Genomic DNA, 25,491 nt, shown 5'->3' on the forward strand with positions numbered 1-25,491 from the left:
CCTGAAGCTCGAATTCAGTGCGATCCGCTCACGCCAGTTGTGCGCCGAGTCGAGCACCGGTTTGAACACCCCGGCTGCCACTTTCGACAAAAGCCTTCACGAGGCACACCAGCGTCTGCATGCCGGCACGCGGATGACGCAAGCAGCAATGCACCTGTTCGCTGCGGCTTTCGCCGAGCAGGCACCATGCGCAGAAGTGTTCGCAATTGTTGGTCAGCAGGCGGTAGCGGTTTTCACCAAGGCGGGAGCGTGCGCGGCTCACGGCTTCGTCGCCGGCGTAGCGGGCGGACGGGGTAGCGCGAACCGTCAACGGCTGGCCGGCAGCGAAGCGTTCGAGTTCCACTTCTTCCACCGGGCCGCGATGCGTCGAACCCGCAAAGCCCGCGTAGTGCACCACGCGGCCGTTGCCGACATAGATGCCGTGGTGTTCGTAACCACGGCGTTGCGTGACGAGGTGCGCGCCGATCGGCAGGTCGATGGTGGACGCTGCGTCGCTGGCTGCGCGGTTCGTCGGGAGAAGGTGGGTGTTCATGGCTGGCCTCGCATCAATTTCCAACACTGTTGCGAGAGCTTTTGCATGATCCGGGCCATGCGCGGGGAAGCCTTTGTTTAAAGGCCCTGACGCTATACCCATAGGGATTCGGCGAGGCGATGTGTGCGTTTCGAGCCAACAGAATTTGATGCGGAATGTTGGTGCGTGTCGTTCTGTTGCGGACACGTTACGGGGTGACAGCCCGGGCACCGACGAGGCTTGACCCGTCGTTTCGATGTGTTGGGTCCCACACCGGTTAGCCGTCGCGCTTGTTGGCTGACAGCCGACCTCTAACGCTCCTCAAGCCGCCTTGCAGCCTGGCCATCCGCGCGCAATCGCCCAGCTATCAACACGTTGCGGACACAACGTCGAACGTCGCCGTCCATTGGCACAACCCTTGCACCATCAAGTTCAAATCCTAGTTAACAACGCGCATGACGCACGCGGCCAACCGGAGAACGACATGGCTTCCATCACAGTGAACGACCTCACGCTCAACCTCGCGCTCGACCGTAAAGCGATGGCGGCGATCCGCGGCGGCGGCGGTGCGCCGTGGGTGTACGGCTGGATTCAACCTTATGTGCGGGAAACGCCGAGCATTGGTCCGGTCGTCAACCTGTACGAGGTGTCGAACAACTTCTATGCTAACCAGATGATCAACCAGTTCCAGTCGGTCGACGTCCACAATACCGGCGCGAATTCGAACATCAACGTTTCCCCCGACGCACGCAGCAGAAACGATACGGTGTAGCCGTTGTGACCTGTGCCAGCCCCTTTCGCTGGACGTCGTCCGCGCGTTCCGACGCCGGACGCGTCCGCGAGATCAACGAAGATGCCTGCCTCGACCAGCCCGAACTCGGACGCTGGGCCGTCGCCGACGGCATGGGCGGGCACGCGGTCGGCGATCTGGCGAGCCGCCTGGTGATCGACACGCTGAGCCGGCTCGCGTCGCCCGTCAGCATGAAGACGTGTGTCGCCGATGCGTGTGCGCGCCTGCAGGCCGCGAACCGTCAACTCAGGGACGAGGCTGCGCGCCGCCAGGTGCAGCGTATCGGCAGCACGGTCGTCGTGATGATTGCGTGCGACCGCTTCTGCGCTTACGTGTGGGCCGGCGACAGCCGTTTATATCTGGCGCGCGAAGGCAGTCTTCGGCAACTCACGCGCGATCATAGTCAGGTGGAACAGCTCAAGTCTCTCGGCGTGCTTACCGAAGAAGAGGCGCGCCATCATCCGGCGCAGCATATGATCACGCGCGCGGTCGGCGCAACGGACTCGCTCGAACTCGACGACGATGCCATTGAGGTGGCAGACGGCGACGTCTTTCTGTTGTGCAGCGATGGCCTTAGCAATGAGGTCGACGATGATGAAATACTCACTGTGCTAACTACGGCTTCAGGTGACACAGCGTCGGAGGAACTGATCGCGCTGGCGCTAGCGCGCGGCGGCCGTGACAACATCACCGCTGTGGTGGTGCGCGCGGAAGATCCTTATGCATCGGATAAAACGCTGCTGAATCCGGCGCCTTAGCGGTAACGCGCTCATGCGTCGCTGTCTTCCTCATCGTGATCGTCGTGTTTATTCGCGGCTGCTGTATTCCGATTGCGAAAGTCCTTCGAATGCAGCCCGTGTTTTTTTAGCAGCATCTGCAAATGCGAGCGGTTCATATCGATGCGCCGCGCCAGTTCGGCGACCGTGCCGCTCACTTCGCGCAGGCCTCGTTCGAGAAAGGCTTTTTCGGCGTCGTCGCTGGCCGCACGCTTGGCGTCGCTTAATGACATCAGATTCGCCACGCTGATCGGTTCCTGGCCGTTTGCACTCGCAGCGTTCGCTAACGACGCTGCCGACCCCGGCGCGGCCGGCCGCATGTCGACCGGCAGATGATCGATATCCGCCATGTCGCCGGCGAGACACGACAAGCGGTACATCACGTTGCGCAACTCGCGGATATTCCCCGGGTACGCGTAATTCAGCAGAAAGTCCCTCAAACGCGGGGTCAATCTGATCGGTCTGCGTTTCAACGAACCGGCCGCTTCATCGCCGAACCATGCGATCAGCAACGGTATTTCGTCGCGGCGTTCACGTAGCGGCGGCAGCGTGACGTGAATCACACTCAGCCGATAAAACAGATCCTCGCGAAACCGGCCCTCTTCGCTGAGTTGCCGCAGATTGCGATTGGTCGCCGCGACAATGCGGGTATCCACCGCGATCGTTTCGTCGGAGCCCACCCGTTGAATCTCGTGCGCTTCGAGCACACGCAGCAGCTTCACCTGACCCGCCAGCGGCAACTCGCCGATTTCGTCGAGAAAGATCGTACCGGTATGCGCGCTTTCGAATTTCCCTTTGCGGTCATTCGAGGCCCCGGTGAACGCGCCCTTCCGATGCCCGAACAATTCCGATTCCAGCAGGTTGTCCGGAATCGCGCCACAGTTCACCGAAATAAACGGTTTGTCCGACCGCGAACCGTTCGCGTGGACGACTTTCGCCATTAGCTCTTTGCCCGTGCCGCTTTCGCCATCGATCAGAACCGGCAGATCGGTCGGCGCCGCTTTCTCGGCGATTTCGAGCGATTCGAGCAGGCGCGGATTGTCGCCGAACGTACCTTCGAAAATAAAACTACGCTCCAGCAGCGCTTTTCTGCGCGCACCACGAGATAGGTCGACACGCTCCTGCGGTTCGGCGGCCACGGCCGCCTGCACGAAACGCTCCTTGTGCGAGAGTTGCATCACCTCGTCGCGCAACGACGTGGCTTGCCGCAGGAGCTTGTCGATATCGCCGCGTTCCAGTCGCGACGACCAGCGCAGCGTGGAACGCAAGATCTCGATCCGTTCCAGCAGCCCGGCATAAGAAATCGCCGGGCTCGCCTCCTCAATCTGGTCGAGTATTTTCATCATCACGCGCTCAGTTGTTTCTGGACCAGCTGGTAATACATGCCACCGCGTGCGATCAGTTCGTCGTGACGACCCTGTTCGACAATCGCCCCTTCATACAGCACGATAATCTTGTCCGCGCGCATGATCGTGCTGAGCCGATGCGCAATGATCACCGCGGTTCGGCCTTTCAGAATGTCGTGCATATTGCCGAGAATATTGCTTTCCGACTGCGAGTCCAGCGCAGAGGTGGCCTCGTCGAAAACCAGCAGACGCGGATCGTGATACAGCGCCCGCGCAATGCACAACCGCTGGATCTGGCCGCCGGAGAGTCCAATGCCCCGTTCGCCGACAATCTGTTCATAGCCGAGCGGCATCTTGCTGATAAAAGCGTGCGCGTCGGCCATCTTTGCGACTTCTTCTATGCGACGCCGCTCGGGCGCGTCGTCGCCGCTCGCGATGTTCTCCGCAATCGTGCCGGAGAACAGCAGATTGCTCTGCATCACGTAACCGATCTGCGCGCGGTAATAGGCTTTGTCGACCACGCCAAGATCGTAGCCGTCAATCGTCATCTTGCCTTCGCTCGGCGTGTAGAAGCCGACCAGCAATTTGGCCAGGGTCGTTTTGCCGGAACCGCTGCGCCCCACGATCGCCACCAGCTCACCGGACTTGATGTCAAAGCTGATGTTTTCGAGCACATACGATGAATCGTTGTCGCCGTAACGGAAATAGACACCGCTCAGGCTGATTTCGCCCTGCAGTTCCGGCAGCATCACGCGCGACGGCAAATCCTGCGGCTTCTGCTCGGGCTCGATGTCGAGCACGTCGCCGAGACGCTCCATCGCCACGCCCGCATCGTTCAACATGCTCCACAAGCCGACCAGGCCCATCAAAGGACCGAGTACGCTGCCCATGAATGCATTGAAGGCGATCAACTGACCGATCGTCATCTCGCGCGCCAGCACCAGGTTCGCGCCGACCCAAAGAATCGCGATCGTCGTCGCCGCATTCAGCAATTGACTGCCAAGGCCGACGAGAATGTTGAATGCGTGCGCGCGATACTGCACTTCAAGCGCCTTCGCGTACTTCTTCTCCCAGCGCAATCGCACCGGCCGCTCGATCCCCATGCCCTTGATGGTTTCCACCCCCGCGAGCGCTTCCATCAGAAACGACTTCGACTCGGTCGACGCGGTGAACACTTCGCGCGCGTAGCTTTTTATTTTTGGGGTGGCGATCGCGGTCAACGCCATGATCGGAATCACGAACGCGATCAGCACCAGCGTCATCTTCACGTTGTAGACGAACATGATCGTGAAGTAGATGAACACCATCAGCAGGTTCAGCGCGGTGGTCACCGTGGATTCGGTGAGGAACGCGCGAATCGTCTGGTTCTCCTGGAAGCGCGCGAAGATATCGCCGGTCTTGCGCTTGGCGAAGAACGAAAACGGCAGCGACAGCGTGTGCTTGAAAAACTGCGACATCATCGCGAAGTCCATGTTGCGGACCATGAAGTTCGCGAGGTAGGCGCGAATCGACGACATCAATTGCGAAAATACGTTGGCGATAATCAACCCGCCAATCAGCAGATGCAGCAGGCTGACGTTCTGATGCACGATCACGCCGTCGAGAATGTTCTGGATAATCAGCGGGGGAATCACGCCCAATACCTGGATCACGAAGGTAGCGAGAAACAGGTGGCCGAGAATCTTCTTGTACGGCGTGAGGTAGCCGACAAAGCGTATCCACGGCGAACGGGCGGCCGACATTTGCAATAGATGCGGGCCGCCCGTAAATAGCAGACACGTACCGCTCCAGCCGCGTTCGAAATCTTCGACGCTCATCTTTCTGAAACCGACCGCCGGGTCCGCCACCCACACGTAGTCTTTGGAGAGCCCGTACACCACCACGTAGTGATAGCCCTCCCAATGCACGATGAACGGCAGATCGAAGCCGCGCAGCGAGTCGAACGTGCACTGCACGCCACGCGCGGTGAAACCGAGCGATTCACCGGCGCGCGCCAGACTGTCGAGTGTCGCGCCTTGGGTCGTGACGTTGGCCAGCTCGCGCAATTTTCCGAGCGTCATCGGAATGCTGTAGTGGCGGCACACCATCGCGAGGCACGCGGCGCCGCAATCCATCTCTTCGGCCTGCTCGACCAGCGCGAAGCGTTTGATCACCTTCTCGCCGAATTCCGGCTTGCTCTGCAAATCGAGCATGAGCGGCAACTTGCGCCGCTGTTCGAGGCGCTTTTGCCGCTGTAATTCGCGGTCGCCGTAGCGGATCCGCTCGTCGAGCACTTCGCGGAGCTTGGGGTTGCGTTCCAGGATGAAATGGACCGTGCGCTCGGGAATCACCAGCAGGCGTGTATCGGTCACCGCTACGGCCGAGGCCATCTGTTCCTGGCGCATCAAACACGCTTTCTCGCCGAATATCTCCCCTTCGCCGAGCGTGGCGAGCGTGTAGTCGTGTCCCTCTTCCTGGCGGACTATGCGTACTTCACCTTGCCGCACCACGTAGAGCCGCCGGTCGTCGCGGCCCTCCTGCTTGAAGATTTCCTTGCCTGCCGCCACGCGTTTCACGCCGACGCTACGCACGTATTCCTCAAGTTCCGCCTTGTTCAGTTTGCCGCGCAGATCGAACAACTGCGCAACGAAGCCGCCCGCCGAACTGATCGCCACGTAACTGGCCACGAAGGCCAACGCGGCTGGGTTGCCGGTGATAACCGGTTCGATCGCCTCGCGCGGAATGAACAGCAACTCGGTTTTCGCCGATGCCCGCACCGACGCTTCGTGGACATAGGCGCGCAGCATCGCGATGTCGGCAAAGATCTCGCCCGATTTGCGCACGCCGATGCTGGTTTCCTTGCCGTGTTCCTCGGTGAAAAGACGCACCGTGCCGGAGCGCACCACGTACAGACCGTCGGCCGTTTCACCCGCGGAGCAGACGGTTTCCCCGAACGAATAGAACCGCGCCTGCGCGTAATCGGCAAGACGCTCGATCTCATCGCGCGAAAACGGCGACAGAATCTCCACCGAGGCGAGAAACTCGGCGGCTGAGGGCGCGGTCTGAGGGGCGTCCATGGGCTTGCGGACCTCCGTTCGGCGTGTTGGTGCGTGGTGGTGCGTGTTGGTTAAGCGTCTGTGTTCCAGACGAGGCGTTAGCGCGCTTCGATGACGTGCTCCTGGGAGCGCGCGATCAACCAGCTTTCGCGCAACAGGCGCCGGACTTCGGCGGCCACATCGTCATCGAGCGCGGCCGGATATTTGGCCGTCACCGCGAAAATCTCGAAGCACGAGCGATCCGCCGACGGAAACGGTCCAAGCAGATCGCCCACCGCCGCGTTGAAGATCTTGGCTTCAATGTCCGCCTTCAGCGATCCACGCAACACCTTGCCGATCACGCCACCTGCCTCACGGGTATCCGCAATGGAATGCTCGCGCGCCATGTCGGCAAAGCTCTCAGGATCGTCGTGCAGATACGAGATCATTTCCTTCGCCTTGCCCTCGCTGTCCAGCACGATGTGGCTCACCTCGATCGCGTCGAACTTCGGCGAATTCAGCGCGAAATAATCTTTGATCGCCGTGTCGTTGCCGACCTCGTCGAGCATCTTCTCCTGATACAGCCCGTCGGTAATGAAGGCCTCGAATTCGTCGAGGCTGACATGGAGCGCATCGAGGTATTGATTCATATCCGTCGCGCGATGCAGTCCCCGCACGCGGCGGAACTGATCGGCGCGCTGCTGGATTTCGTCGGCGCTGACGGTCAAGCCCTGTTTCCTCGCCGCATGCACCGTGAGCTTGTCGCGCACGATTTGCTCGATCAGGCTCTCGAACTGGCCGGTCAGTTTCAGAAGACGAATGAACTCGGCCACATCCACGACTTCATCATCGATACGCACTATCGCGGTCATTTCGTCCGCTCCTTTTATTGACGTGTGATTCGCGTTTTCAACCCGCCACCTGGCGGAACGGATCGAAACCCAGATCGATCAGGCGCCGCTCGCGCACCACGATTTCCGCACTCGCCGTCATGCCGTAGCGCAACGGATAGCGGGTGTCAGCAATCTGGTAGTAGTTCTGGTCGAGCGTGACGCGGCCCTCGTACACCGGTTGTTTGTCTTGCAGCGACGGTTTGGTCGCCGGCGAAATATAGGCAAGCGTGCCGCTGATCAGTCCATAGCGCTGATAAGGAAACGCATTGAATTTCAGTTTGACCGGCAGGCCTTCATGCAGAAAAGCACGGTCGTGTTCGGCGATTTCGATCTTCAGCACGGGCCGCGCATCTTTCGGCGCGATGCCGCCGAGCGGCGCATTCGCCTGGATCTTGTCGCCGCGCTGGGTCGACGTGACGTCGGTGATGACGCCCGAAACCGGCGCGAGGATCAGCAGAAAATTATCTTTGTCGATGTTCTCGAAGCGGATTCGCGCCGCCGCCTCGGCCACCAGCCGTGCGCTCTGCAATTGCAGGCGCGCCTTGTCTTCCGCGTCGGTGATATCGCGGACCGCCGAGTCGTATTGCAGTTGCAGATCGGTCGTTTGCTGTCCGCTCGTTTCGAGTTGCGCATTCGCCTGCGCGTATTCGTGGCTCAGGCGGAAATCCAGTTCGGCGAGTTTCGATTGCGCGACCCGGTAGGCGTTGTCCGCTTCCAGCGCGGCGGTGCGTTTCTGTTCGACCTGCAATTCGGCAATGCCGCCGCCACCTGGTTGCGCGAACAACTGTGAATAGCGATCCAGTTCCTGGCGCGCCGCTTCTCGCGTGCGGCGTGCGTTATCGAGCACGCTGCGCGCTTCGTCGAGTTCGGCTTTCTGCCCTTCGGCGAGTTTGGTGGTGCCTTCGGAGACACGGTTTTCGTGCAGGCGCGTTTCCACTTCCATTTGCGCCTTCAGCGCGGCGGCTTTGCGTTCCATCAGCGCTTTCTTCTCGGGAAACTGTTTCCAGTCGCGCTCGGCGTCTTCGAGTTTGAGTTGCGCTTGCAGCGCATTGCTGGCCGCTTCGATCGCGCCGCGCGCGTTCAAGCGCGCCAATACATCGCCCTTCGATACCGGCTGCCCTTCGGCGATATACAGATCGGCGAGTTCGCCGTCGATCGGCGCATAAATGCGGCGCACGTCCGACTCCGGCGACAAGGTCCCTTGCGCACTGACAATCACGTCCGCGCGCCCGACGAACGACCACAGCAGGCCAGCCACCACCAGCGCGACCATCGCCCAGATCAGCGCGCGCGCGAGCCGCACCGGCTCGGCGGTCAGGATCGCGATGCCCTCGACGCTGTGATCCTCCAGCGCCTCGGACAACGGTCTAGGGTGATTGTCGCGTTTCACTCTGCTCGTCTCCGATCAACGCCAACTTGGCCTTCAGCAGTCCCGGATCCAGCACCATGCGCAGTTCTGTCAGTGAGCGGCGCTGCAGATCGGCTTCGGCGTCGATGTCGGCGAGGAGCCGGTCGAAGTCGGCGGGATGGTCGGCCTTCAACTGCGTAAAGATGCGCATGCCCTGCCGCGCCGCGGTCTGCGCGTCGGACAGCAGCCGCGCCTCGCTGCGAAAGCCGGGCGAAATTCCCGCTTCGAGCCGTTGCGTGCCGCCAATCGGCCCACTCGCGCGATATTGTTTCCACAGACTCTGCGCGCGCAGCAGCAGGTCTTGCGCACGCGCCAGCGCCTTATCGTGCAGCGCGGCCACGTCTTTCTGAATCGACTGCACGAACCACACATCCGTTACCGGATCGAGGCTCGCGTAGAACGACAGCAAACGCTCGTCGTAATCCTTGCTGCCGCGCGTTTTCTGCAAATCGCTGAATTGATCGAGCAAGGCCTTCTTATGCGACTGCTCCGCTGCTAGCACGTCGGACCACGGTCCCGCCGGCATCGCTGCCAAACCCGCCAGCGCCTGCTGCGCGTCGCCGCGCTGCCAGGCTGCCGTCACCGCTGCGTGCTGCTGAATGACATCTTGCGAAGGTAGCCGGCTTGCCGCCAATTGCTGAAACTGCGCCTGAAACGGCGGCGTGCTGAAACGCATGGTTTTCAGCATGGCGAGCAATGGCGCCAATTGCCGGCTGAGCGCGGCATTCAATAGCGCCGTGTATTGCCGCAAATCGTCGCGCACCCGATCCAGACCCGCGAGACGCGGATAGCGCTGCGCGTAATCGTCGAGCACGGCGGGCAACGCGTCGGGTTTATCGCGCGCCAGCTCGGTGCGGATCGTTCCATTCAGACGGTCGATGGCGGCCACGTACACCGAATCGTCGCTCTCCAGTTTGCGCAGATGGCTGAGCGCCTGCGCATACGGCTCCGCGAACACCGGCACGTAGGATGCGATGCGGTCGAGCGCGCGCTGATGACTTTTGGCGTCGTCGTCCCAGCGTTGCAGCAAACTGGTGATGGTCGTCTCGTCCGCGTACAGGCGGATCGGTGCTTCCACGCCGCCGCGCACGGCGACGAAGCGCTCCAGATCGCCTACCCATTGCAATTCGCCGATCAGCGACATCGCGTCCGCATTGTTCGTGCTCAATGACCGCATCTCTTTGAGCAGCGTGTCGGCCTGATCGAACTGCGCTTTTTGCAGCGTATTCAGCCAGTTGGGAAGGCGCGCCTTCAGTAACGCCTCGCTGGCCAGCGCGCTGACTTTCGTATCGGCGGGATGATCCGCGAGGTAGCCTTTCGCCGCCGTGACCGCGCTGTTGTAATCGCCGCTCGCCAGCAGGTCCTTCAATTCGCGCTCGGACGAGCCGCGCAGGTAGAGCGTCGACACCAGCGCAGTCAGCACGACGAGGCCGACACCGCCCCACATGGCAATTCGCCGCACGCTCGTGCGATCGCCACCGGCGAATGCCTTGCTGAGTTCGCCGGCCATGAGGTGCCAACGATGCGAGCGGCCCTTCGTAGCGCCCTTATTGTTGGTGCCGTTCGAACCGCGCACGTCGGCGGCATTGGCAGCACCGTTTGCGCCATGGGTGGCACTAGCGCCGTTCACATGCTCCGCGATGCGGGCGTCACTCAGTCCGTTCCCCGCTCGCGCCGCCGAGCCGGTCGCGTCGCGCTTGCTCGGTCCCGACCACGGTTGGGCCGCCTGATTGACTTCGTCCTCGCGTTGCCGCGCCGGATCGACACAAAAGATATCGAGGAACGAATTCGCCGCGCCGACAAAGGTGGTCTTGTCGGTATCGGCGGCTTCGTCGGCGGTGGGGTGGAATACGAGTTGGGTCACGGTGGGCTCGACTTCAGGGGGCTTCTGCAGCGTCACCCTGTAGACGAAGTGATCTCCCCCAAATGCAACCAGGTTGCCATCCACCAGCGGCAGCGCGGATTCGTCCAGGCGTTTTCCGCCGACGAATGTGCCGTTCGTGCTGCCGAGATCTTCGACATAGAATTCGCCGCCCTTCAGGAAAATGTGCGCATGACGCCGCGAGATGTAATTGACCTGATGCGGGTAGCGTTCCTTATAGCGCGAGAAAACCTCGTCGGCTTTGCTGATGAGAAACGGAAAGGCCTGCACTTCGATGGGCTGCAAGCCGAGATCGTCGCGCTGCGGCACCAGCAGCAAGGCCGACACGGGCGACGAGCCGGCTCCCGCCACGATCCGCGCGCGCGGTTCGATACTCACTCGGTAACAGAGCTCGCCGCCGAAGCACAACTCGTCGCCGGCGCGCACGCGGGCCGGCGTTTGCCGCACTGCGACGCCATTCACGGTCGTGCCGTTCTTGCTATCGAGATCGGCGACGTAGAGCGCGCCCTGCTCCGTGAAAACGCGTGCGTGCCGACGCGACAGCCGCGCGATCCGCTCGGCGGGGTAATCGGTGAACGGCACCTCGCTGCGGCCGATCGCGAACAGGTTGTCGACGATCCGGATCGCGTCGAGCGCAGGGCGCTGCGCGGACGCAACGGGAGACAGCACCACGTCGAAGGCGGTACCCGCTGTCACGCGCATCTCAGCAATCGGAGCTTCGCCGGTGGCCATTTTATCTGGATCACTAAGCGTTTACCCGTTGCGAAAAACACGCAACGAAAACGGCACGAAGAACTGCAGCGAAATGAGGTTGTTCGAGCGAGCCGCGCGAAAGCCGGCTCCTTAAGGATTGTAAGTCACGCATGGCAAGTGTCAATTTCCGGATGGTGGGCGATGAAGGCAATCGGCGCGTCATCCGCAGCCGAAATACCCGCGCTGCGCGCCACGTTGCGGTTTAGCTAAGTGTTCCCTCACTGTTCCTTTACTTCGGCCTGCACGTCGACGCTCGGCCAACCGCCGCCGAGCGCTTTATAGAGGAGCACGGTGTCGGACAGAATCAGTTGATGGTTGGCGAGTAAAGACTGTTGTGCGTCCAGCAGCGTGCGTTCGGTTTCGAAAACCTCCAGTTGCGATACCACGCCGAGGCGCAATTGCGACTGGATCTGATCCGCGACGATCTGCAAGCGGTCCACCTGCTGCTGTAACTCAACACGCTGCTGCTTGTGCGAGTTCAGATTGACCAGCGCGTTCTCCACTTCCTCGAACGCGCCCATCACGGCCACGCGATATTGCTGTTCCGCCACCGTCGATTCCGCTTTGGTGACTTTCACATGCGCGCGCACGCTGGGATCGAGCAGGGGAATATTGATGCTCGGCATGAAGCCGTAGGTGAACGATTTCAGCAGGTCGGTCAGCGCGAAACTGGCCGTGCCGCCGTGTCCGGTGAGGCTGATAGTAGGTAATTGCGCGAGCTTCGCCTGGCCGACCAGGTTGTACGCTTCGAGCACTCTGAACTCCGCGGCCACCACGTCGGGACGCCGTGCGAGCAGTTGCGCGGGCAGGCCGTCGGGGACGGCCGGCAATTGCACGCGTTGCTGCAAATGACCCTTAGGTAGTTGAAATTCCCCCGCCGGCACGCCGATCAGCGTGCACAGCGCGTTATTGGCGATATCGCGCGAACGGTGCAGTTCGAGCAACTGGTTCGTCAGGCGATTGATTTCCGCCTGCTGCCGCAGCACCTGGGTTTGCGGCACGATGCCGTTGCGGCGCTGGCCTTCGTAGATCGAGAGAATCAGCTTGTTGGTGGCGAGGGTTTTCTGCTGCTGCTCGATCTGGTCGTCGAATTGGAGAATCTGAAAGTACGTACTGGAGACGTTCGATACCAACTCCAGGTAGCCGGCGCGCCAATCTGCTTCACTGGCATGGAATTCGGCCTTCTGCGCCTGAACGCCTTTTTCGACTTTGCCCCAGATATCGATGTCCCAGTTCACCTGAGTCGCGAGGTTGTACTGCTTCGAGAAGGTCTGGCCGGTGGACTTTTCGAAGTCGGCGCCGGCGCCGAGATCCATGGTCGGTAAACCGCCTGCTTTGGCTTCGCCGATCTGCGTGCCGGCGACGTCGATCCGCGCGGCCAGCACCTTGATATCGAAGTTGCCGGCGATCGCTTTCGCGATCAACGTGTCCAGATACGGATCGCGGAAGCCCTTCCACCAATCGGGTTCGATCGTCGCGGCGGCGGATACCGGTGCGCCTTTCTGGTCCGACCATGCGGTTTTCGCCGGTGTATCGGGACGTTGGTAAGCGGGCATGCTGACGTCGATACACGCGCCCAGCGAAAGCGTGCAGAGCGTCGCCGCGCAAACGGCGCGCAGGGTGTGCGCCGAGGCTTTGCAGAAGCGCTGACGGACCGGGAAATCAAGCAACGCTGACACGATGGTCTCCGATGACACCCATTTCGCTGCATGAGCAAAACGCACCGTGTCGATCTGCCGCTTCGCGCACGGCTTCATGCATTGAAGAAGCCTGAAGCTGTGCAGGGAATCGGGCGGTGGCGTCGGCGCGTTGGGGGGCGTGAAAAGAACGATTGATTGCGGAATCTTTTTGAGGAGCGATTAACGTGCGATCGGTGTGCGAACCGCGGAAGCCGTCGAGGCCTCCGCGGTTTTCAACGCCGTTCAGACGTTGATGTTGTTGCTCGCGGTCACATGCGGGTTGATCGTGGTCGTGACGCCGGCCACGAAGGCCGCGTTGTTGCCGTTGGCGTTCTGGATGCTCATCGACGTGTTGATCAACTGAGTAGCGTCGACGGTCTTGCTGTTGTTCGGCGCGTACACCGGCGCAAAGCTGAAGTACGACGAAGACGGGAAGCCGTAGCCGCCGCGCACGGCGCTCATGGCCTTGGTGTCGAGTTGAGCGGTGATGGACAGGTCTTTGATGGTCAGCGTGTTCATGGTAAATCTCCTGGAAGGGAAGCTGCACAGTCTTGCGGTTGGGTTCGAGCATCTTGTCTGCTCGAGTGTCACTAATGCATGGGCTGTGCCAGTTTCGCTTCACGCTCCTAAATAAATCACCGAACCGCTGTGGATAAAGGGCTGCGGGGAGTCGTCCGGTTGCTCGGCAAACCATGGCAGAGAAACGGCGTGCTGAGAGTGGTGGCTCGCCGCCAACAACCGGTGTGATGCTGTTGGTCGCGGCGTGACACTGAGTCGCGCAGACCGTCATCGCGCGACGTCATCGCGCGATCACCGTGATCTTCTTCGAGTACACCGGCGGGTTGTGCGGCACATGCATGTCGTCGCCCATCAGCAATTGCAGCGTGTGCTTGCCCGGTGGCAACTGAATCATGGTTTCCGTTTCACCCGCGCCGAAATGCAGATGATTGCGGTCCGACGGAATTTCCTGATCCATCGGCGGCAGGTCGGTATCGATCAGCAGATGATGGTGGCCGGTATTCGGATACTTGACGCCTTTCGGCGCCACGCCCATGTAGCGCAAACCGAACCAGACGCGGAAGGGCTTGTTGGCCGCGACCACCTGGCCATCGTTCGGATAGCCGATGTAGGCATGAGCGCCGGCCGGCGACGGCGTCGTACCGGCGGTGGCGGGAATCGACGAAATCAAAGCCGCCGACGCCATGAGCGCCGCGACCGCGATGATCTTGAACATGAAGGTCTCTCCGTCCTGACGGCCCGCGTGGAAGCAGCGGGCGGCGCTAGTCTTTTTGCACGGTGATGGTGATCTTTTTCGAGTACACGGGCGGGACATGCGGCACGTGGTTGTGGTCGCCGAGAATGAGCTGCAACGTGTGCTTGCCCGGCGGCAACTCGATACGCGCGTCGGTTTCGCCTGCGCCGAAGTGCAGATGATTGCGATCCGACGGAATTTCCTGGTCGAGCGGCGGCAGGTCGGTATCGATCAGCAAATGGTGATGCCCGGTGTTCGGAAACACGACGCCTTTCGGACACACGCCCATATTGCGCAGCCCCATGCGGACCCACAGCTTGCCGCCGTGAATCACCGCGCCGTCAGGCGGCCAGATGATGTACTCCTCGGCGCCCGGCGGCGAAGGAGTTTGCGCGGCCGCCAAGGCCGCGCGTGACGCGACGCAACCAAGCGCCGCAGCGAGAATCGCGCACAAAGCGGTACGACGCGTGGCGAAATGCGCCGCCGCGTCATGCTGCTTGTCGGGATCGACGTGGGTGTGAGTTCTTCGCATAGCGCACTCTCCCGAAGAGGGTCATGGCCATCTCGGCCGCGCAAGGCAGACCGAGTGTTCCAGCCGAATTTCGCGGGCGCTCGCTCGATGGGCCGGCCGCCTAGTTAAAACGACCGTACCGCGTTACTTTGTGAATTAGCTTAGGACGTAACTTGCCAAAAAGATACGCCACACTCGTTAACCGTATAGCGCAATGAGGAGAAGCAGACCCTGGTGACGCGCAAAGCGCGTGCTATCGTTATTAACAGGTTGCAGATGGATGGTCGATAGCGGCATCGATACCTTGTCCGATGTACTCCGGCGATTGCGGCGTGCGTCGCGGTCCTCGAATGCCTATGTTCTGTCCGGATCAAACAGGATGTGAAGATGTGGCGAATATTCCTGCTGGTATGCATGGCCGGGGCAATTCAGGCGCATTCGGATACTGCTCGCGCCGCAACACAACGCGACGGCGTGAGTGACACTACGGCGAATGCCGCCCCAGGTTTAAACGGCGCGATTTCGCCATTCACGCTACGACGCGATAATTCAGGTTCGCCGCGTGTTGCGCTTGTGATTGGCAATGGCGCCTATGGCCATCAGCCGGATGCGAAAGTAGATGCGGTCCGCGATAATGCGCCGCGAGATGCCGAAGCCATGCGTGATAGCCTTCGCGCGCTCGGCTTTGAAGTCATCCTGCGGACGAATGTGTCGCCGTCGCAAATGCGGCAGGCTATTGCGCAATTTCATCGGCGGCTGCAAGCGGGGGGTGTCGGGCTCTTCTATTTTGCCGGACACGGTATGCAAATCGACGGGCAAACGCTGCTGGTTCCCGCTGGCCTCGACTTAGACGCACCGGCCGAATTAGTGCGTAACGGCCTCGACTTGAATTTGGTTGTGCAGGCAATGGCTTCGCCGCGTCACAGCCAGTTCAATCTCGTGATCCTCGATACATGTCTGAACAATCCGTTCTCGGCAAGCGCAACCGTTTCCGCACTCAAGCTTCCGGCCAACACCGTAGTTGCGTACGCAACGGCGCCCGGCGGGTTTGCAGCGGACGGCACGCAGCACGGCGTCTATACAAACGAATGGCTACATGCGCTTCACGATGCGCCCACGGACTCGCTGGCGACTCTGCTGCAACGCGTCGCGATTCGGGTTGGTAGCGCGACTGGTGGAGAGCAAACCCCGTGGATTGCGTCGTCGCTGCCTCACGAGTCCAACTACGCGGATGCCGTTGAACCTCCCACGCATTCCGTCGGCGACAACAGCGTCGTCGACCTGCATAGCCGCGGCATTCTTCCGAAAGATAGCAGCGAGCAGTACGAGATCACTTTCTGGAATTCGATCAAGGACAGTAACTACCCAGGCGATTACGAGGCCTATTTGAAGGCCTATCCGAACGGTCGGTTCGCTACGCTTGCACATGCGCGTATCGACCGCTTGCGTGCCGCGTCGGCGGCGAGTGCGCCGACGTCGGCTGCGGCGCCCTCAACCGCACCGATAGCCGCACCGCAAGCCGTGAAACCGGCCACTCCGGCCGCCACTCCCGCGCAGGACCATCCGCGCCCCGCTCCCACACCGACCGCAGCCCCCGCCCCACCTGCCGCCCCACCCGCCGTGGCCGTCGCGCAAAAGCCCGCGGTACATCCCCCCAGCGCCGGTGAAAGCCGCGACTGTGCCACCTGTCCGATCATGATCCCCGTACCGGCCGGCGCGTTCGCAATGGGCAGCAATACCGACGACCCCTCCGAGAAACCCGTCCACCATGTGACGATCGGCGCGCCGTTCGCGATCGGCAAATTCCCGGTGACAGTCGACCAGTGGAATGCGTGCGTCGCCGCCAACGCGTGTCAAAAGCTCACGCCGGAGAACAATCCGAACAAGGCTGCACCCGCGCGCGATCTCAGTTGGGACGACGCGCAGCAATACGTGAAGTGGCTGAGCAAAATCACCGGCAAGCCCTACCGTGTCCCCACCGAAGCCGAGTGGGAATACGCGGACCGCGGCGGCACCGCCACGAAGTACTGGTGGGGCGATCAGATGCGCAAGGGCAACGCCAATTGCAAAGACTGCGGCGATCCCTGGCACAAGGAAGGACCGGAGGCCGCCGGTTCATTCGCGCCGAATCCGCTCGGCCTGTACGACATGAACGGCGGCGTCTGGGAGTGGACGGCCGACTGCTGGCACAACAGCTACCAGGGCGCGCCCGTCGACGGTCATGTGTGGGACAGCCCCGGCTGCGATATGCGGGTGATTCGCGGCGGCTCCTGGCGCGAGGGCGGCGACTACATGCTCAGTGCGACGCGCTTCAAGTACAGCTCGGGCGTACGGCAATCGCAAGACGGTCTGCGGGTCGTCAAAGATCTCAAGTGATTCGAAGTGATTCGATCGAGCGGTTCGCCGCCTCTGCTCGCCAGGTCCGTCCACTCGCCAGACTTTCCGCTCAAGGCGTCGCGGGCTTCGTCGTAATCGGTGCGAAATCGGCGACGATATGGTCCTGGCCATATTTACCGCCGATCTGCGCGAGCCGCGCCTGGAGCGCGCGCAGATAATCGGCGCGCGGTTCGCTTTCGGGCCTCGGTTTGTCGAATAGCGCGACGGGTGTGATCAGCAGCACCACCATCTCCGATCCGAACGGCTTCGAAATGATCCAGTCGCCCGCGCTGCCGATCGTCGCCGAATAGTGCGGCGGCGCCTGATTGTCTTTCGCGCGCGGACTCGGGACCATGTGCACGACGCTGCCGTCGAGCTGGTAATAGTCCAGATTCACGTACGAGTCGTAGGCCGGCGTGACCACATCCACGACCAGCGGGTTGCCTTCGGTGAGCTGTCCACCGGGCGGCCGCACATGCAGCGCCGCGACATGGCCTGCTTGCCAGTTGCGCGTCCAGTAGGGGGCGAGTGCTTTGACGGTGTCGCATTTGTCGTCGGCGAGCGGTTCGACGTCGAGCGCGACCGCATCGACGCCCGGCAATGCCGACAACGTGTCCTTCAGATGCGCCGCTCCGTAGCGCTGCGAGACATAGCCGCGCACAGACAGCGAATGATCCTGAGTCGATGCGGAGAGCGCGGAGCATGGCACCTGCGCCAACGCCGGCGCGATCGCAGCCAAGGTCAGCGCGGGTTTGGGTGCGGGCGGCGTGGGCGGTGTGATGGGTGGCGCAGCAAGCGCGACGCGAGGCGACGCGCCGCCTGAAGCGGAGGACGCCCCCGAGTCCGACGCCACCGTCTCCCCTTGCCGACTCGGCGCCGACCGCAGCGCGAACACGCCGACGACCGCGGCACACACCACCGCGAACCCCGCGAGCCCCGCCTTCGCCAACGTACCCGACTTCTCCGCACGCGCTTCATTGTCGAATTCGGCGATGAAGCGCGTCACGCTCGGCATGCGCGTATTGCGATCGAACGACAGCGCGGCGCGCAGCGCACGCCACTGTTTCGTGTCCAGATTAGGTGGTCGCTGCAGCTTGAAATCCGCGTTGCGCGCCTGCGTGGCCGACAATCGGTCATACGGATGATGACCGGTCAACAGTTCATACGTAATGCAGCCCAGCGCGTAAATATCGTCACGCGGGTCCGGCTCGCGATGCTCGATCATCTCCGGACTTGCATACGCGGGTGTCAACGCGCCAAGGCTGCCGGGGTCGAAGACCGTCGCGTCGCTCTCCTCTTCCGGCCGCTGAAACACGCGGGCAATGCCGAAGTCGATCACTTTCACTTCGGCATTCGTCGTGAGAAACACGTTCGCCGGCTTGAAATCGCAATGGACGAAACCGCGCTCATGCGCATAAGCGAGCGCGCTACACATACCACGCACGATCGGCAGCGCCGCGCGCACCGGCATGCCCTGATAGCCCGGCGTGCGTAATAGCTGGCTGAGCGCTTTGCCGGTCAGGTACTCCATCGTCAGATAGACGATCGGCCCGTCGCGATCGAAGTCGTATACCGCGATGATGTTGCGGTGCGCGAGCACCTGCGCCTTGCGCGCCTCGCGCTGCAACGCAACGAGCGAGTTCGGGTTACCGCGAAACTGGACGTTGAGCACCTTGATCGCGAGATACGGTTTGCGATCGGACGCCTCCAGCTTGCGCAGATCGAGCGCCTTGTACACCGTGCCCATGCCGCCCACGCCGAGACATTCCTCGAGCACGAAGCGGTTGTTCAGCGTATCGCCGGTGCCTTTGACCTGATCGTGTCCGACTCCGGCTGCGCCAGGCGCATGGGCAGCGTTGCTCGCGCTCGCAGCGTAACCGCCGCCCATGCCGTGCAACGACGGAATGTCGACCGTGGTCTGAATGCCGGTTTCCTCGCCACCTGCGGCGACGTTCGACACGCGCAACTGTTCGATGCGGCGGCGCACTTCGACATACAGATCGTTGGGAAGCGGCGCCTTGCGTTGCGCACTGCCGAGCATCTCCAGCAGCTGCGTGGGGCCGAGTCCTTCGGTCGTCAACGTGCTGTCGAGTTGAGCGACGAACTCGTCACGGGACAACTCGCCGCTCTGGAAGTCGTGAATCACACGCGCAAGGCTAGCCATGTCTGCAAAGCGCTGCCGCTGCCGTTGAGCCGGATATCACGCGGCCGACGCCGCTCCGGCTGGGAGAGAACCTGTCGTAACCCGTTACATATGCCGGTTCGATACTAGCGCCAGGTCGGCGCTTTCGCAAACCAGGATTGCCCCGCTGCGTGTGCCGCGCGGCGGTGTCGTGAGATAGCCAACAGCTTGCGCGTGTTTGTCGGGTGCGCGCCATCAGTCTCGAATCGCTGCGACATGACGCTGCTATCTGCCTGCCCTGTTCATTCAACGCGAAAGCCTTACACAGCAGGCTTTCTAAAACTTTATTAGGAACCTTGAATAAAACTGGCACAGCCCATGCATTAGTGACACTCGAGCAGACAAGATGCTCGAACCCAACCGCAACACTGTGATGTTTTCTTCCAGGAGATTTACCATGAACACGCTGACCATCAAAGACCTGTCCATCACCGCTCAACTCGACAGCAAGGCCATGAGCGCCGTACGCGGCGGCTACGGCTACCCGACGAGCTCGTACTTCAACTTCAGCCCGGTCGTCGCGCCGAACAACAGCAAGACCGTCGACGCCACCCAGTTGATCAACACGTCGATGAACATCCAGAACGCGAACGCCAACAACGTCGCTTTCGCCGCCGGCCTGACGTCGACGATCAACCCGAGCATCACGTCGAGCAACAACATCCACGTGTAACGCCCGGCGCGGCGAAGCATCGGGCCATGTGCCCTCTACGGCCCGCTTCGCCGCTTCAGGACCCCATTCGTATTCCGCGCACCTTTGGAGAGTCACCATGTCATCCCTCATGATTCGCGATCTGTCCCGCACCCGCGAGCTCGACCGGCGCGCCATGTCGGCGGTAGTCGGCGGCACCGGCAGCAGCGTGCCTGGCCTGCCGTCGATCGCCGGCCTCGGCGGCATCGCCAACGTCAACGTCTCGATCAACCAGAACCTCAACCAGATGCAGTACGTGAACGTTGCCGCACTCAACAACGTCGGCGTGATCGGCGCGGGCTTCGTGCCGCTGCACCTGGACGTCAGCCCTTCGCTGTCGGGCGCCAACTTCGCCAACGTGTGACGAACCGCCGTCGCGACGCGCCGGGGATTGCGCAACGCCGCGGCGGCTCGTGCATAAACATCGGGCGAGCCCTGAGCAGATTTCCTATACTGCTTGTGCGAGGAGACCTCAGCACATTCAGCAGCACAACGAGCGGCGTCCGGACCATCGCACCGGCCAGCCGCTCGACTTCTTTTTACGGAGCCGCCATGACCCAGCTCGTCATCAAAGACCTCAGCGACAACGTCGAACTCGACCGCGAGGCGATGGCCGCCATTGTCGGCGGCGCACGAATCGGCGCGCGTTCGAGTCTGGCCGTGCCATTGGTGCCCGCTTCGGCCCGCGTTGTCGATTACCCGCCCGGCTTTCCTGCCGCGCATCAGGCGATCGCCAAGGCCGCGATGCAACGCAAAACGCCGCGCGGCTAGTGGCCGTTGAGGCATTGACGTCATGCGCTTCGGAGGCCGCGCACAAGGCGCCTACCTATAGGACGCAAGAGCGGTCCGCAATTTGGAAATACGATGCCCCGTCATGCATTCAGCTCGACGGGGCATCTGCTTTTTCGGCCTGACGATTGTCCGCACGCAGCGACATTAGTCATCGCGCACTCACCTATGCTGATAAGGACGCCACGTGGTTCGATTCTCGCCGTCCGCCAATAGCACGCGTTATTCGGACAGCCTGTCGGCGCATTTGTGATCGCGGCGTGCCACGCACCGCCATTGCGAACTCACGATTGGAGACACCCCATGAAATTTATCGTGCAATGGAATGGTCTGCCCACTGCGGAGCGTTCCGTGATCGAACGCTTCATGAAAACGGGCGGCAAGCCGCCGGAAGGCGTCAACCTACTCGGACGTTGGCATGCAACTGCGGGTCTGCATGGCTTCGCGATCGTCGAGACGGACGACGCGCGGGGACTGTCGGCACTGGCGCTCGAATGGGGCGACTTGCTGACCATGAGCATTGTCCCCGCCATGACCGACGAGGAACTCGGCGCGGCGCTCGGCAAACATCAGGCATCGCACTAGTTAATAGTTAACAGGCGAGTTCTTCGCGTCTGTGCGGGGACGTGTCGTTCAGATAGTTTAGATAAGCGGGAACGAAGCGGGGAACGTTCATTGGAGCGGCGCGAAACCGTGCGCCGCTCCAGCATCGTCTTGCTTCACGCGGCGTCGACTTTACGTTCCAGCTCCGCATTCGCCACGTTATACGACGCTTCTATCGCGACCGCTTCGTCGAGGCCGACAAAGCGGTTGAAGTCCGTAAACGACGTGAGACGATCCGCGACCGCATCGGTCGACCCTTCGCGCAAGAAGATCTCCATCATCTCCTTGACGGCCTTGTGCGTCGCGAGCATCGATTCGATCGGACACAGCGTGTAGTCGAAGCCGAGCTTGTACACCTGATCGAGCGTCAGATAAGGGCTCTTGCCAGTGCGCGCCATGTTGAACAGGATCGGCTTGCCAAGCGGTTTCAGTCTTCGCACCAGTTCCTGCATGTGCTCGATGCTTTCCGGCGCATCCGCATAGAGACCGTCCGCGCCGGCTTCGGCGTAGGCCGTCAGCCGCTCGATCGCGTCGTCGATTCCCGTGACGGCAATCGCATCGGTGCGCGCCACCACGAAGAAATCCGGATCGGTTCGCGCGGCCAGCATGGCGCGCAATTTCGCCTGCATCTCCTCTTTGGGAATCACCTGCTTGCCCGCAAAGTGGCCGCATTTCTTCGGCACGGCCTGATCTTCCAGATGCAGGACCGAAGCGCCCGCCTCTTCCCACAGACGAATCGTGCGCTGCACGTCGAGAATGCCGCCGTAGCCCGTGTCGGCATCGGCGAAGACCGGCAGCGACGTCGCCCGGCAAATCCGGCGGATGTGATCGAACATCTCCGTCTGCGTCAGCAGGCCGACATCCGGCTCGCCGGCCAGAATGCCGGACGCCGCGAACCCGCTCACGTAGATCGCTTTGGCGCCCGCCTGTTCGGCGAGCTTCGCGGTCAACGCGTCGTGCGCGCCGAGGCAAACAAAGGGCGGGGACTTCAACAACTCTCTGAAACGTGCGGAACGGCTCACGGTGCTTCTCCCAGTCAAGGTCGGATCAGTTCGTGACGTGTAGCTCGCGCAACGGCTCGCGCTTGCCCGACGTCGGCGCGCTATCGCGGCAGGTAAGCCCAGGCACGCCTCGCGCGATCCTCGCGGCGAAAAGCGTCGATATCGCCGGCAAGACGCAGCGTCTGGTCGACCTCGTCGAGTCCTTCGAGCAGCACCGCGCGACGCGCGGCGTCGAATTCGAACGGGATCGACGGCAATCCGCGCGCGCGAATTTCGAGTGCGCGCAAATCGACTTCGAGCGGCTCGCCGTCCGCCGCGGCGGCAGCGAGCGACTCGATCGTCGAGGCATCGAGACACACCGGCAGCAGCCCGTTCTGCAGACAATTGTTGAAGAAGATATCGCCGAACGAAGGCGCGATCACGCAGCGAATGCCAAATTCTTCGAGAGCCCACACCGCCATTTCACGCGAGCTGCCACAACCGAAATTCGCGCCGCCCAGCAGAATCGATGCGTGCCGGAAAGCGGGCTGATTCAATACGAAGTCCTCGCGCTCGCCCTGCTCGGGACCGCCGTCGCGATACCGCAGCGTTTCGAATAACCACGGGCCGAGTTGACCGCGCACGAGTTGCGAGATTCGTTCGATGCGAATGATCAGGTCGGTGTCGACGTTATTGCGCAGCAGCGGCGCGGCCGGACCTTTGACTACCGTGAACGCTTTCATCGTGCGACTCCGGCACGCGCGGGCGCGGCGATATGGCCTGCCAGCGCGCTGGCTGCTGCGACGGCGGGACTCGCGAGGTGCGTGCGCGCACCCGGTCCTTGCCGGCCGACAAAGTTACGATTCGACGTCGACACGCAACGCTCGCCACGTCCCACCACGTCGCCATTCGCGCCGACGCACATCGAGCAGCCGGGCTCGCGCCAATCGAAGCCCGCTGCACGGAATACCTGCGCCAGGCCCTGCGCTTCCGCTTCCCGCGCGACGCTCAACGAACCCGGTACGACCCACGCGGTGACGCCGTCGGCGACATGGTGTCCCGCGACGACGCGCGCGGCGGCTTGCAAGTCTTCGATACGGCTGTTGGTGCATGACCCGATAAACACGCGGTCGACGCTCAGCTCCTCCAGATGCTGCCCCGCATGCACGCCCATATAATCGAGCGCGCGCTGCAGCGCTTCACGGCGCGCCGGATCGGATTCGTCGACGGGGTCGGGCACGGCGGCGTCGATCGCGATCACATGCTCGGGACTCGTGCCCCAGGTGACCTGCACCGCAATCGCCGATGCGTCGATCTCGACTTCACGGTCGAAGCGCGCGCCTGCGTCGCTCGGCAGGCGGCGCCAGTCTTCCAGCGCCGCGTCGAAGCTCGCGCCCTGCGGCGCGTATGGGCGGTCACGCAGATACGCGAACGTCACGTCATCCGGCGCGACGAGGCCGAACTTGGCGCCGAGTTCGATCGTCAGATTGCAGAGCGTCAACCTCGCTTCCATGGAGAGCGCCTCGACCGCCGCGCCGGCGAATTCGACGGCATAACCGGTTCCCGCGCTCGCGCCGAGCGCGCCGATCACGTACAGAATCATGTCCTTGGCGGTCACGCCTTCGGCAACGCTGCCGTTGAAACGGACCCGCATGGTGCGCGGTTTCTTCTGACGCACGGTTTGCGTTGCCAGCACATGCACCAGCTCGGTCGAGCCGATGCCGAACGCCAGCGCCCCCAACGCGCCATGCGTACAGGTATGGCTATCCGCGCAAACGATCAACGTACCCGGCAACGACAACCCCAGCTCCGGACCGATAACATGGACGATGCCTTGCCGGCCCTGCGCGCCAATATCGAACAACGGAATCGCGTGCTGCGTCATCTGCTCGCGCATCGCGTCGACCATGGTCGTGCTCCAGTCCGCGTCGCCGGCGCGGCGGCCGGGTTGCGTGGAGATCACATGGTCGAGCGTCGCGAAGGTCGACTCCGGATTGCTGACCGGCAAATCGCGCGCTTCGAGCACGCGGATCGCTTCGACGCCGGTCAGTTCATGCATCAGATTGCGATCCACCTGCAACAGGTCGACGCCTCCCGGCAGTTGGGAAATCGTATGGCTGTCCCACAGCTTGTCGAACAGCGTGCGCGGCGCGTTCATGATGCCGCCTCGCCGCTTTGCGCGTGGCGTTTCTCGAACGCCCACACTTCGGGGAAGCCGACCAGTTCGTGCAACTGGTCCATCGTGAACGACGGCACCTGCAGATCGAGCGAGTCGCCGTGTTCGAGCAGATGACGGTACGCGCTGTCCAATGCGGAAGTCGCCGCCGCCATGCCGATCGACGGATAGATCGCGATGCTGAAGCCCCACTCCTTCAGCGTGCTGCTCGCAACCACCGGCGAGCGGCCCGTTGGCACCATATTGGCGAACAGCCACGCACCGCAATCGGCGAGTTCGCCGCCGATCCGCTTGAATTCCTCGGCGCTTTCCGGCGATTCGACGAATACGATATCCGCGCCGGCGCGAGCGAACGCCTTGCCGCGCCGGATCGCCTCGTCAAGGCCGAGCGTGGTGCGGGAATCGGTCCGGGCGATGATCAGCATGTCGTCGCTGCGGCGTGCTTCGAGCGCGACTTCGATTTTTTTCAGCATGTCGTCCAGCGGCACGACCTGGCGGCCCTGCGTGTGGCCGCATTTTTTTGGCATCACCTGGTCTTCCATCTGGATCGCCTGCACGCCCGCGGCTTCGTAGCCGCGTACGGTGTGCCGCACGTTGAGCAGGCCACCGAAGCCCGTATCCGCGTCCGCGATCAGCGGCTTGCCGATGCCTTCGGCGATTTGCCGCGCGCGTCCCACCATGTCCGTATAGCTGACGAGACCCGCATCCGCCACGCCCAGATACGAGCCGGACACGCCGTAGCCGGTCATGTACAGCGCCTCGAACGGCAGGCGATCGGCGACCCGCGCCGAGAACATGTCGAATACACCGGGCGCGACGACAAAACGTCCGCTCTTGAGAATCGCTTTCAGCTTTCCGGGAGTACTCATCGAACGCTCC

Annotated in this window: 22 protein-coding genes and 1 pseudogene; 8 read left to right on the plus strand and 15 right to left on the minus strand. The window is 62.1% G+C overall.

The annotated features are described in order from the left end of the window. Positions 1-28 precede the first annotated feature (28 nt). The gene (locus tag GGD40_RS26265; protein ID WP_179745618.1) at positions 29-532 is read right to left on the minus strand and encodes a lecithin retinol acyltransferase family protein; all 504 of its coding nucleotides are present in this window, start codon (positions 530-532) and stop codon (positions 29-31) included. A gap of 463 nt (positions 533-995) precedes the next feature. On the opposite strand from GGD40_RS26265, the gene GGD40_RS26270 reads away from it, so the two are divergent. Beyond that, positions 996-1,283, plus strand: a complete 288-nt coding sequence (locus GGD40_RS26270) for a hypothetical protein (RefSeq protein ID WP_035559792.1) — start codon at positions 996-998, stop codon at positions 1,281-1,283. Positions 1,284-1,288: 5 nt separating this feature from the next. Beyond that, positions 1,289-2,059, plus strand: coding sequence for a PP2C family protein-serine/threonine phosphatase (locus GGD40_RS26275; protein WP_179711706.1), 771 nt, complete (start codon positions 1,289-1,291; stop codon positions 2,057-2,059). Positions 2,060-2,070: 11 nt separating this feature from the next. Here the strand turns inward: GGD40_RS26275 and GGD40_RS26280 are convergent, their stop codons facing one another. The 9 genes from GGD40_RS26280 to GGD40_RS26320 all read right to left on the minus strand — a co-directional run bounded on the left by GGD40_RS26280 (position 2,071) and on the right by GGD40_RS26320 (position 14,836). Further along, on the minus strand, positions 2,071-3,423 hold the full coding sequence (locus GGD40_RS26280) for a sigma-54 interaction domain-containing protein (protein WP_179711704.1): 1,353 nt from the start codon (positions 3,421-3,423) through the stop codon (positions 2,071-2,073). After that, positions 3,423-6,479, minus strand: a complete 3,057-nt coding sequence (locus GGD40_RS26285) for a peptidase domain-containing ABC transporter (RefSeq protein ID WP_179745619.1) — start codon at positions 6,477-6,479, stop codon at positions 3,423-3,425. The genes GGD40_RS26280 and GGD40_RS26285 overlap by 1 nt, the downstream gene beginning before the upstream one ends. 77 nt (positions 6,480-6,556) lie before the next feature. After that, positions 6,557-7,309: a peptidylprolyl isomerase gene (locus GGD40_RS26290; protein WP_179711700.1), complete on the minus strand. Its 753-nt coding sequence runs from the start codon at positions 7,307-7,309 to the stop codon at positions 6,557-6,559. 37 nt (positions 7,310-7,346) lie between these two features. Further along, entirely contained in the window at positions 7,347-8,720 is a 1,374-nt protein-coding gene (locus tag GGD40_RS26295) for an HlyD family efflux transporter periplasmic adaptor subunit (RefSeq protein WP_179711698.1), read from the minus strand. After that, on the minus strand, positions 8,698-11,352 hold the full coding sequence (locus tag GGD40_RS26300; RefSeq protein ID WP_179745620.1) for an FHA domain-containing protein: 2,655 nt from the start codon (positions 11,350-11,352) through the stop codon (positions 8,698-8,700). Before GGD40_RS26300 ends, GGD40_RS26295 begins: the two co-directional genes overlap by 23 nt. 239 nt (positions 11,353-11,591) lie before the next feature. Further along, positions 11,592-13,130: an efflux transporter outer membrane subunit gene (locus tag GGD40_RS26305; protein WP_257030582.1), complete on the minus strand. Its 1,539-nt coding sequence runs from the start codon at positions 13,128-13,130 to the stop codon at positions 11,592-11,594. A 165-nt stretch (positions 13,131-13,295) separates the two neighbouring features. After that, on the minus strand, positions 13,296-13,571 hold the full coding sequence (locus GGD40_RS26310; protein WP_179745621.1) for a hypothetical protein: 276 nt from the start codon (positions 13,569-13,571) through the stop codon (positions 13,296-13,298). Between the two features lie 280 nt (positions 13,572-13,851). Further along, positions 13,852-14,286 carry a DUF4399 domain-containing protein gene (locus tag GGD40_RS26315; protein WP_179711694.1) on the minus strand — a complete coding sequence of 145 codons (435 nt, stop codon included), beginning with the start codon at positions 14,284-14,286 and terminating at the stop codon, positions 13,852-13,854. 46 nt (positions 14,287-14,332) lie between these two features. Continuing rightward, positions 14,333-14,836: a DUF4399 domain-containing protein gene (locus GGD40_RS26320; RefSeq protein WP_179711692.1), complete on the minus strand. Its 504-nt coding sequence runs from the start codon at positions 14,834-14,836 to the stop codon at positions 14,333-14,335. Between the two features lie 393 nt (positions 14,837-15,229). Here GGD40_RS26320 and GGD40_RS37410 point away from each other — a divergent pair. Beyond that, positions 15,230-15,967 (plus strand): annotated as a pseudogene (locus GGD40_RS37410) (caspase family protein); the annotation flags it as partial. Positions 15,968-16,009: 42 nt separating this feature from the next. Then, on the plus strand, positions 16,010-17,191 hold the full coding sequence (locus tag GGD40_RS37415; RefSeq protein WP_373565423.1) for a formylglycine-generating enzyme family protein: 1,182 nt from the start codon (positions 16,010-16,012) through the stop codon (positions 17,189-17,191). Positions 17,192-17,261: 70 nt separating this feature from the next. Here the strand turns inward: GGD40_RS37415 and GGD40_RS26330 are convergent, their stop codons facing one another. Further along, entirely contained in the window at positions 17,262-19,355 is a 2,094-nt protein-coding gene (locus tag GGD40_RS26330) for a serine/threonine protein kinase (protein ID WP_179745623.1), read from the minus strand. A gap of 415 nt (positions 19,356-19,770) precedes the next feature. Here GGD40_RS26330 and GGD40_RS26335 point away from each other — a divergent pair, with 415 nt between their 5' ends. The 4 genes from GGD40_RS26335 to GGD40_RS26350 all read left to right on the plus strand — a co-directional run bounded on the left by GGD40_RS26335 (position 19,771) and on the right by GGD40_RS26350 (position 21,438). Further along, positions 19,771-20,046 (plus strand): hypothetical protein, encoded by a 276-nt coding sequence (locus tag GGD40_RS26335; protein WP_035559830.1) that lies wholly within the window; start codon positions 19,771-19,773, stop codon positions 20,044-20,046. A 97-nt stretch (positions 20,047-20,143) separates the two neighbouring features. Further along, positions 20,144-20,428, plus strand: a complete 285-nt coding sequence (locus GGD40_RS26340; protein ID WP_179745624.1) for a hypothetical protein — start codon at positions 20,144-20,146, stop codon at positions 20,426-20,428. Between the two features lie 188 nt (positions 20,429-20,616). Next, positions 20,617-20,835, plus strand: a complete 219-nt coding sequence (locus GGD40_RS26345) for a hypothetical protein (RefSeq protein ID WP_179711679.1) — start codon at positions 20,617-20,619, stop codon at positions 20,833-20,835. A gap of 321 nt (positions 20,836-21,156) precedes the next feature. After that, positions 21,157-21,438 (plus strand): DUF3303 domain-containing protein, encoded by a 282-nt coding sequence (locus tag GGD40_RS26350; RefSeq protein WP_035559837.1) that lies wholly within the window; start codon positions 21,157-21,159, stop codon positions 21,436-21,438. 134 nt (positions 21,439-21,572) lie between these two features. Here the strand turns inward: GGD40_RS26350 and GGD40_RS26355 are convergent, their stop codons facing one another. The 4 genes from GGD40_RS26355 to GGD40_RS26370 form a co-directional block, all read right to left on the minus strand. Next, entirely contained in the window at positions 21,573-22,478 is a 906-nt protein-coding gene (locus GGD40_RS26355; protein ID WP_179745625.1) for an isocitrate lyase/PEP mutase family protein, read from the minus strand. Positions 22,479-22,558: 80 nt separating this feature from the next. Further along, positions 22,559-23,179, minus strand: a complete 621-nt coding sequence (gene leuD / locus GGD40_RS26360; RefSeq protein ID WP_179745626.1) for a 3-isopropylmalate dehydratase small subunit — start codon at positions 23,177-23,179, stop codon at positions 22,559-22,561. Continuing rightward, positions 23,176-24,594 (minus strand): 3-isopropylmalate dehydratase large subunit, encoded by a 1,419-nt coding sequence (leuC, locus tag GGD40_RS26365; RefSeq protein WP_179745627.1) that lies wholly within the window; start codon positions 24,592-24,594, stop codon positions 23,176-23,178. The genes leuD and leuC overlap by 4 nt, the downstream gene beginning before the upstream one ends. After that, a complete protein-coding gene (locus GGD40_RS26370; protein WP_179745628.1) occupies positions 24,591-25,481 on the minus strand; it encodes an isocitrate lyase/PEP mutase family protein in 891 nt (296 codons plus the stop codon). The genes leuC and GGD40_RS26370 overlap by 4 nt, the downstream gene beginning before the upstream one ends. Between the last annotated feature and the right edge of the window lie 10 nt (positions 25,482-25,491).

This window comes from Paraburkholderia bryophila (assembly GCF_013409255.1).
Taxonomy (GTDB): Bacteria; Pseudomonadota; Gammaproteobacteria; order Burkholderiales; family Burkholderiaceae; genus Paraburkholderia.

What these genes read in the sequence shown, in the direction of transcription:
- GGD40_RS26265 (WP_179745618.1), bottom strand. Translation starts at nt 532, where the DNA reads ATGAACACCCACCTTCTCCCGACGAACCGCGCAGCCAGCGACGCAGCG.
- GGD40_RS26345 (WP_179711679.1), top strand. Translation starts at nt 20,617, where the DNA reads ATGACCCAGCTCGTCATCAAAGACCTCAGCGACAACGTCGAACTCGAC.
- leuC (WP_179745627.1), bottom strand. Translation starts at nt 24,594, where the DNA reads ATGAACGCGCCGCGCACGCTGTTCGACAAGCTGTGGGACAGCCATACG.
- GGD40_RS26320 (WP_179711692.1), bottom strand. Translation starts at nt 14,836, where the DNA reads ATGCGAAGAACTCACACCCACGTCGATCCCGACAAGCAGCATGACGCG.
- GGD40_RS26315 (WP_179711694.1), bottom strand. Translation starts at nt 14,286, where the DNA reads ATGTTCAAGATCATCGCGGTCGCGGCGCTCATGGCGTCGGCGGCTTTG.
- GGD40_RS26330 (WP_179745623.1), bottom strand. Translation starts at nt 19,355, where the DNA reads ATGGCTAGCCTTGCGCGTGTGATTCACGACTTCCAGAGCGGCGAGTTG.
- GGD40_RS26290 (WP_179711700.1), bottom strand. Translation starts at nt 7,309, where the DNA reads ATGACCGCGATAGTGCGTATCGATGATGAAGTCGTGGATGTGGCCGAG.
- GGD40_RS26285 (WP_179745619.1), bottom strand. Translation starts at nt 6,479, where the DNA reads ATGGACGCCCCTCAGACCGCGCCCTCAGCCGCCGAGTTTCTCGCCTCG.
- GGD40_RS26350 (WP_035559837.1), top strand. Translation starts at nt 21,157, where the DNA reads ATGAAATTTATCGTGCAATGGAATGGTCTGCCCACTGCGGAGCGTTCC.
- GGD40_RS26335 (WP_035559830.1), top strand. Translation starts at nt 19,771, where the DNA reads ATGAACACGCTGACCATCAAAGACCTGTCCATCACCGCTCAACTCGAC.
- GGD40_RS26340 (WP_179745624.1), top strand. Translation starts at nt 20,144, where the DNA reads ATGTCATCCCTCATGATTCGCGATCTGTCCCGCACCCGCGAGCTCGAC.
- GGD40_RS26310 (WP_179745621.1), bottom strand. Translation starts at nt 13,571, where the DNA reads ATGAACACGCTGACCATCAAAGACCTGTCCATCACCGCTCAACTCGAC.
- GGD40_RS26305 (WP_257030582.1), bottom strand. Translation starts at nt 13,130, where the DNA reads ATGAAGCCGTGCGCGAAGCGGCAGATCGACACGGTGCGTTTTGCTCAT.
- GGD40_RS26280 (WP_179711704.1), bottom strand. Translation starts at nt 3,423, where the DNA reads ATGATGAAAATACTCGACCAGATTGAGGAGGCGAGCCCGGCGATTTCT.
- GGD40_RS26370 (WP_179745628.1), bottom strand. Translation starts at nt 25,481, where the DNA reads ATGAGTACTCCCGGAAAGCTGAAAGCGATTCTCAAGAGCGGACGTTTT.
- leuD (WP_179745626.1), bottom strand. Translation starts at nt 23,179, where the DNA reads ATGAAAGCGTTCACGGTAGTCAAAGGTCCGGCCGCGCCGCTGCTGCGC.
- GGD40_RS26300 (WP_179745620.1), bottom strand. Translation starts at nt 11,352, where the DNA reads ATGGCCACCGGCGAAGCTCCGATTGCTGAGATGCGCGTGACAGCGGGT.
- GGD40_RS26270 (WP_035559792.1), top strand. Translation starts at nt 996, where the DNA reads ATGGCTTCCATCACAGTGAACGACCTCACGCTCAACCTCGCGCTCGAC.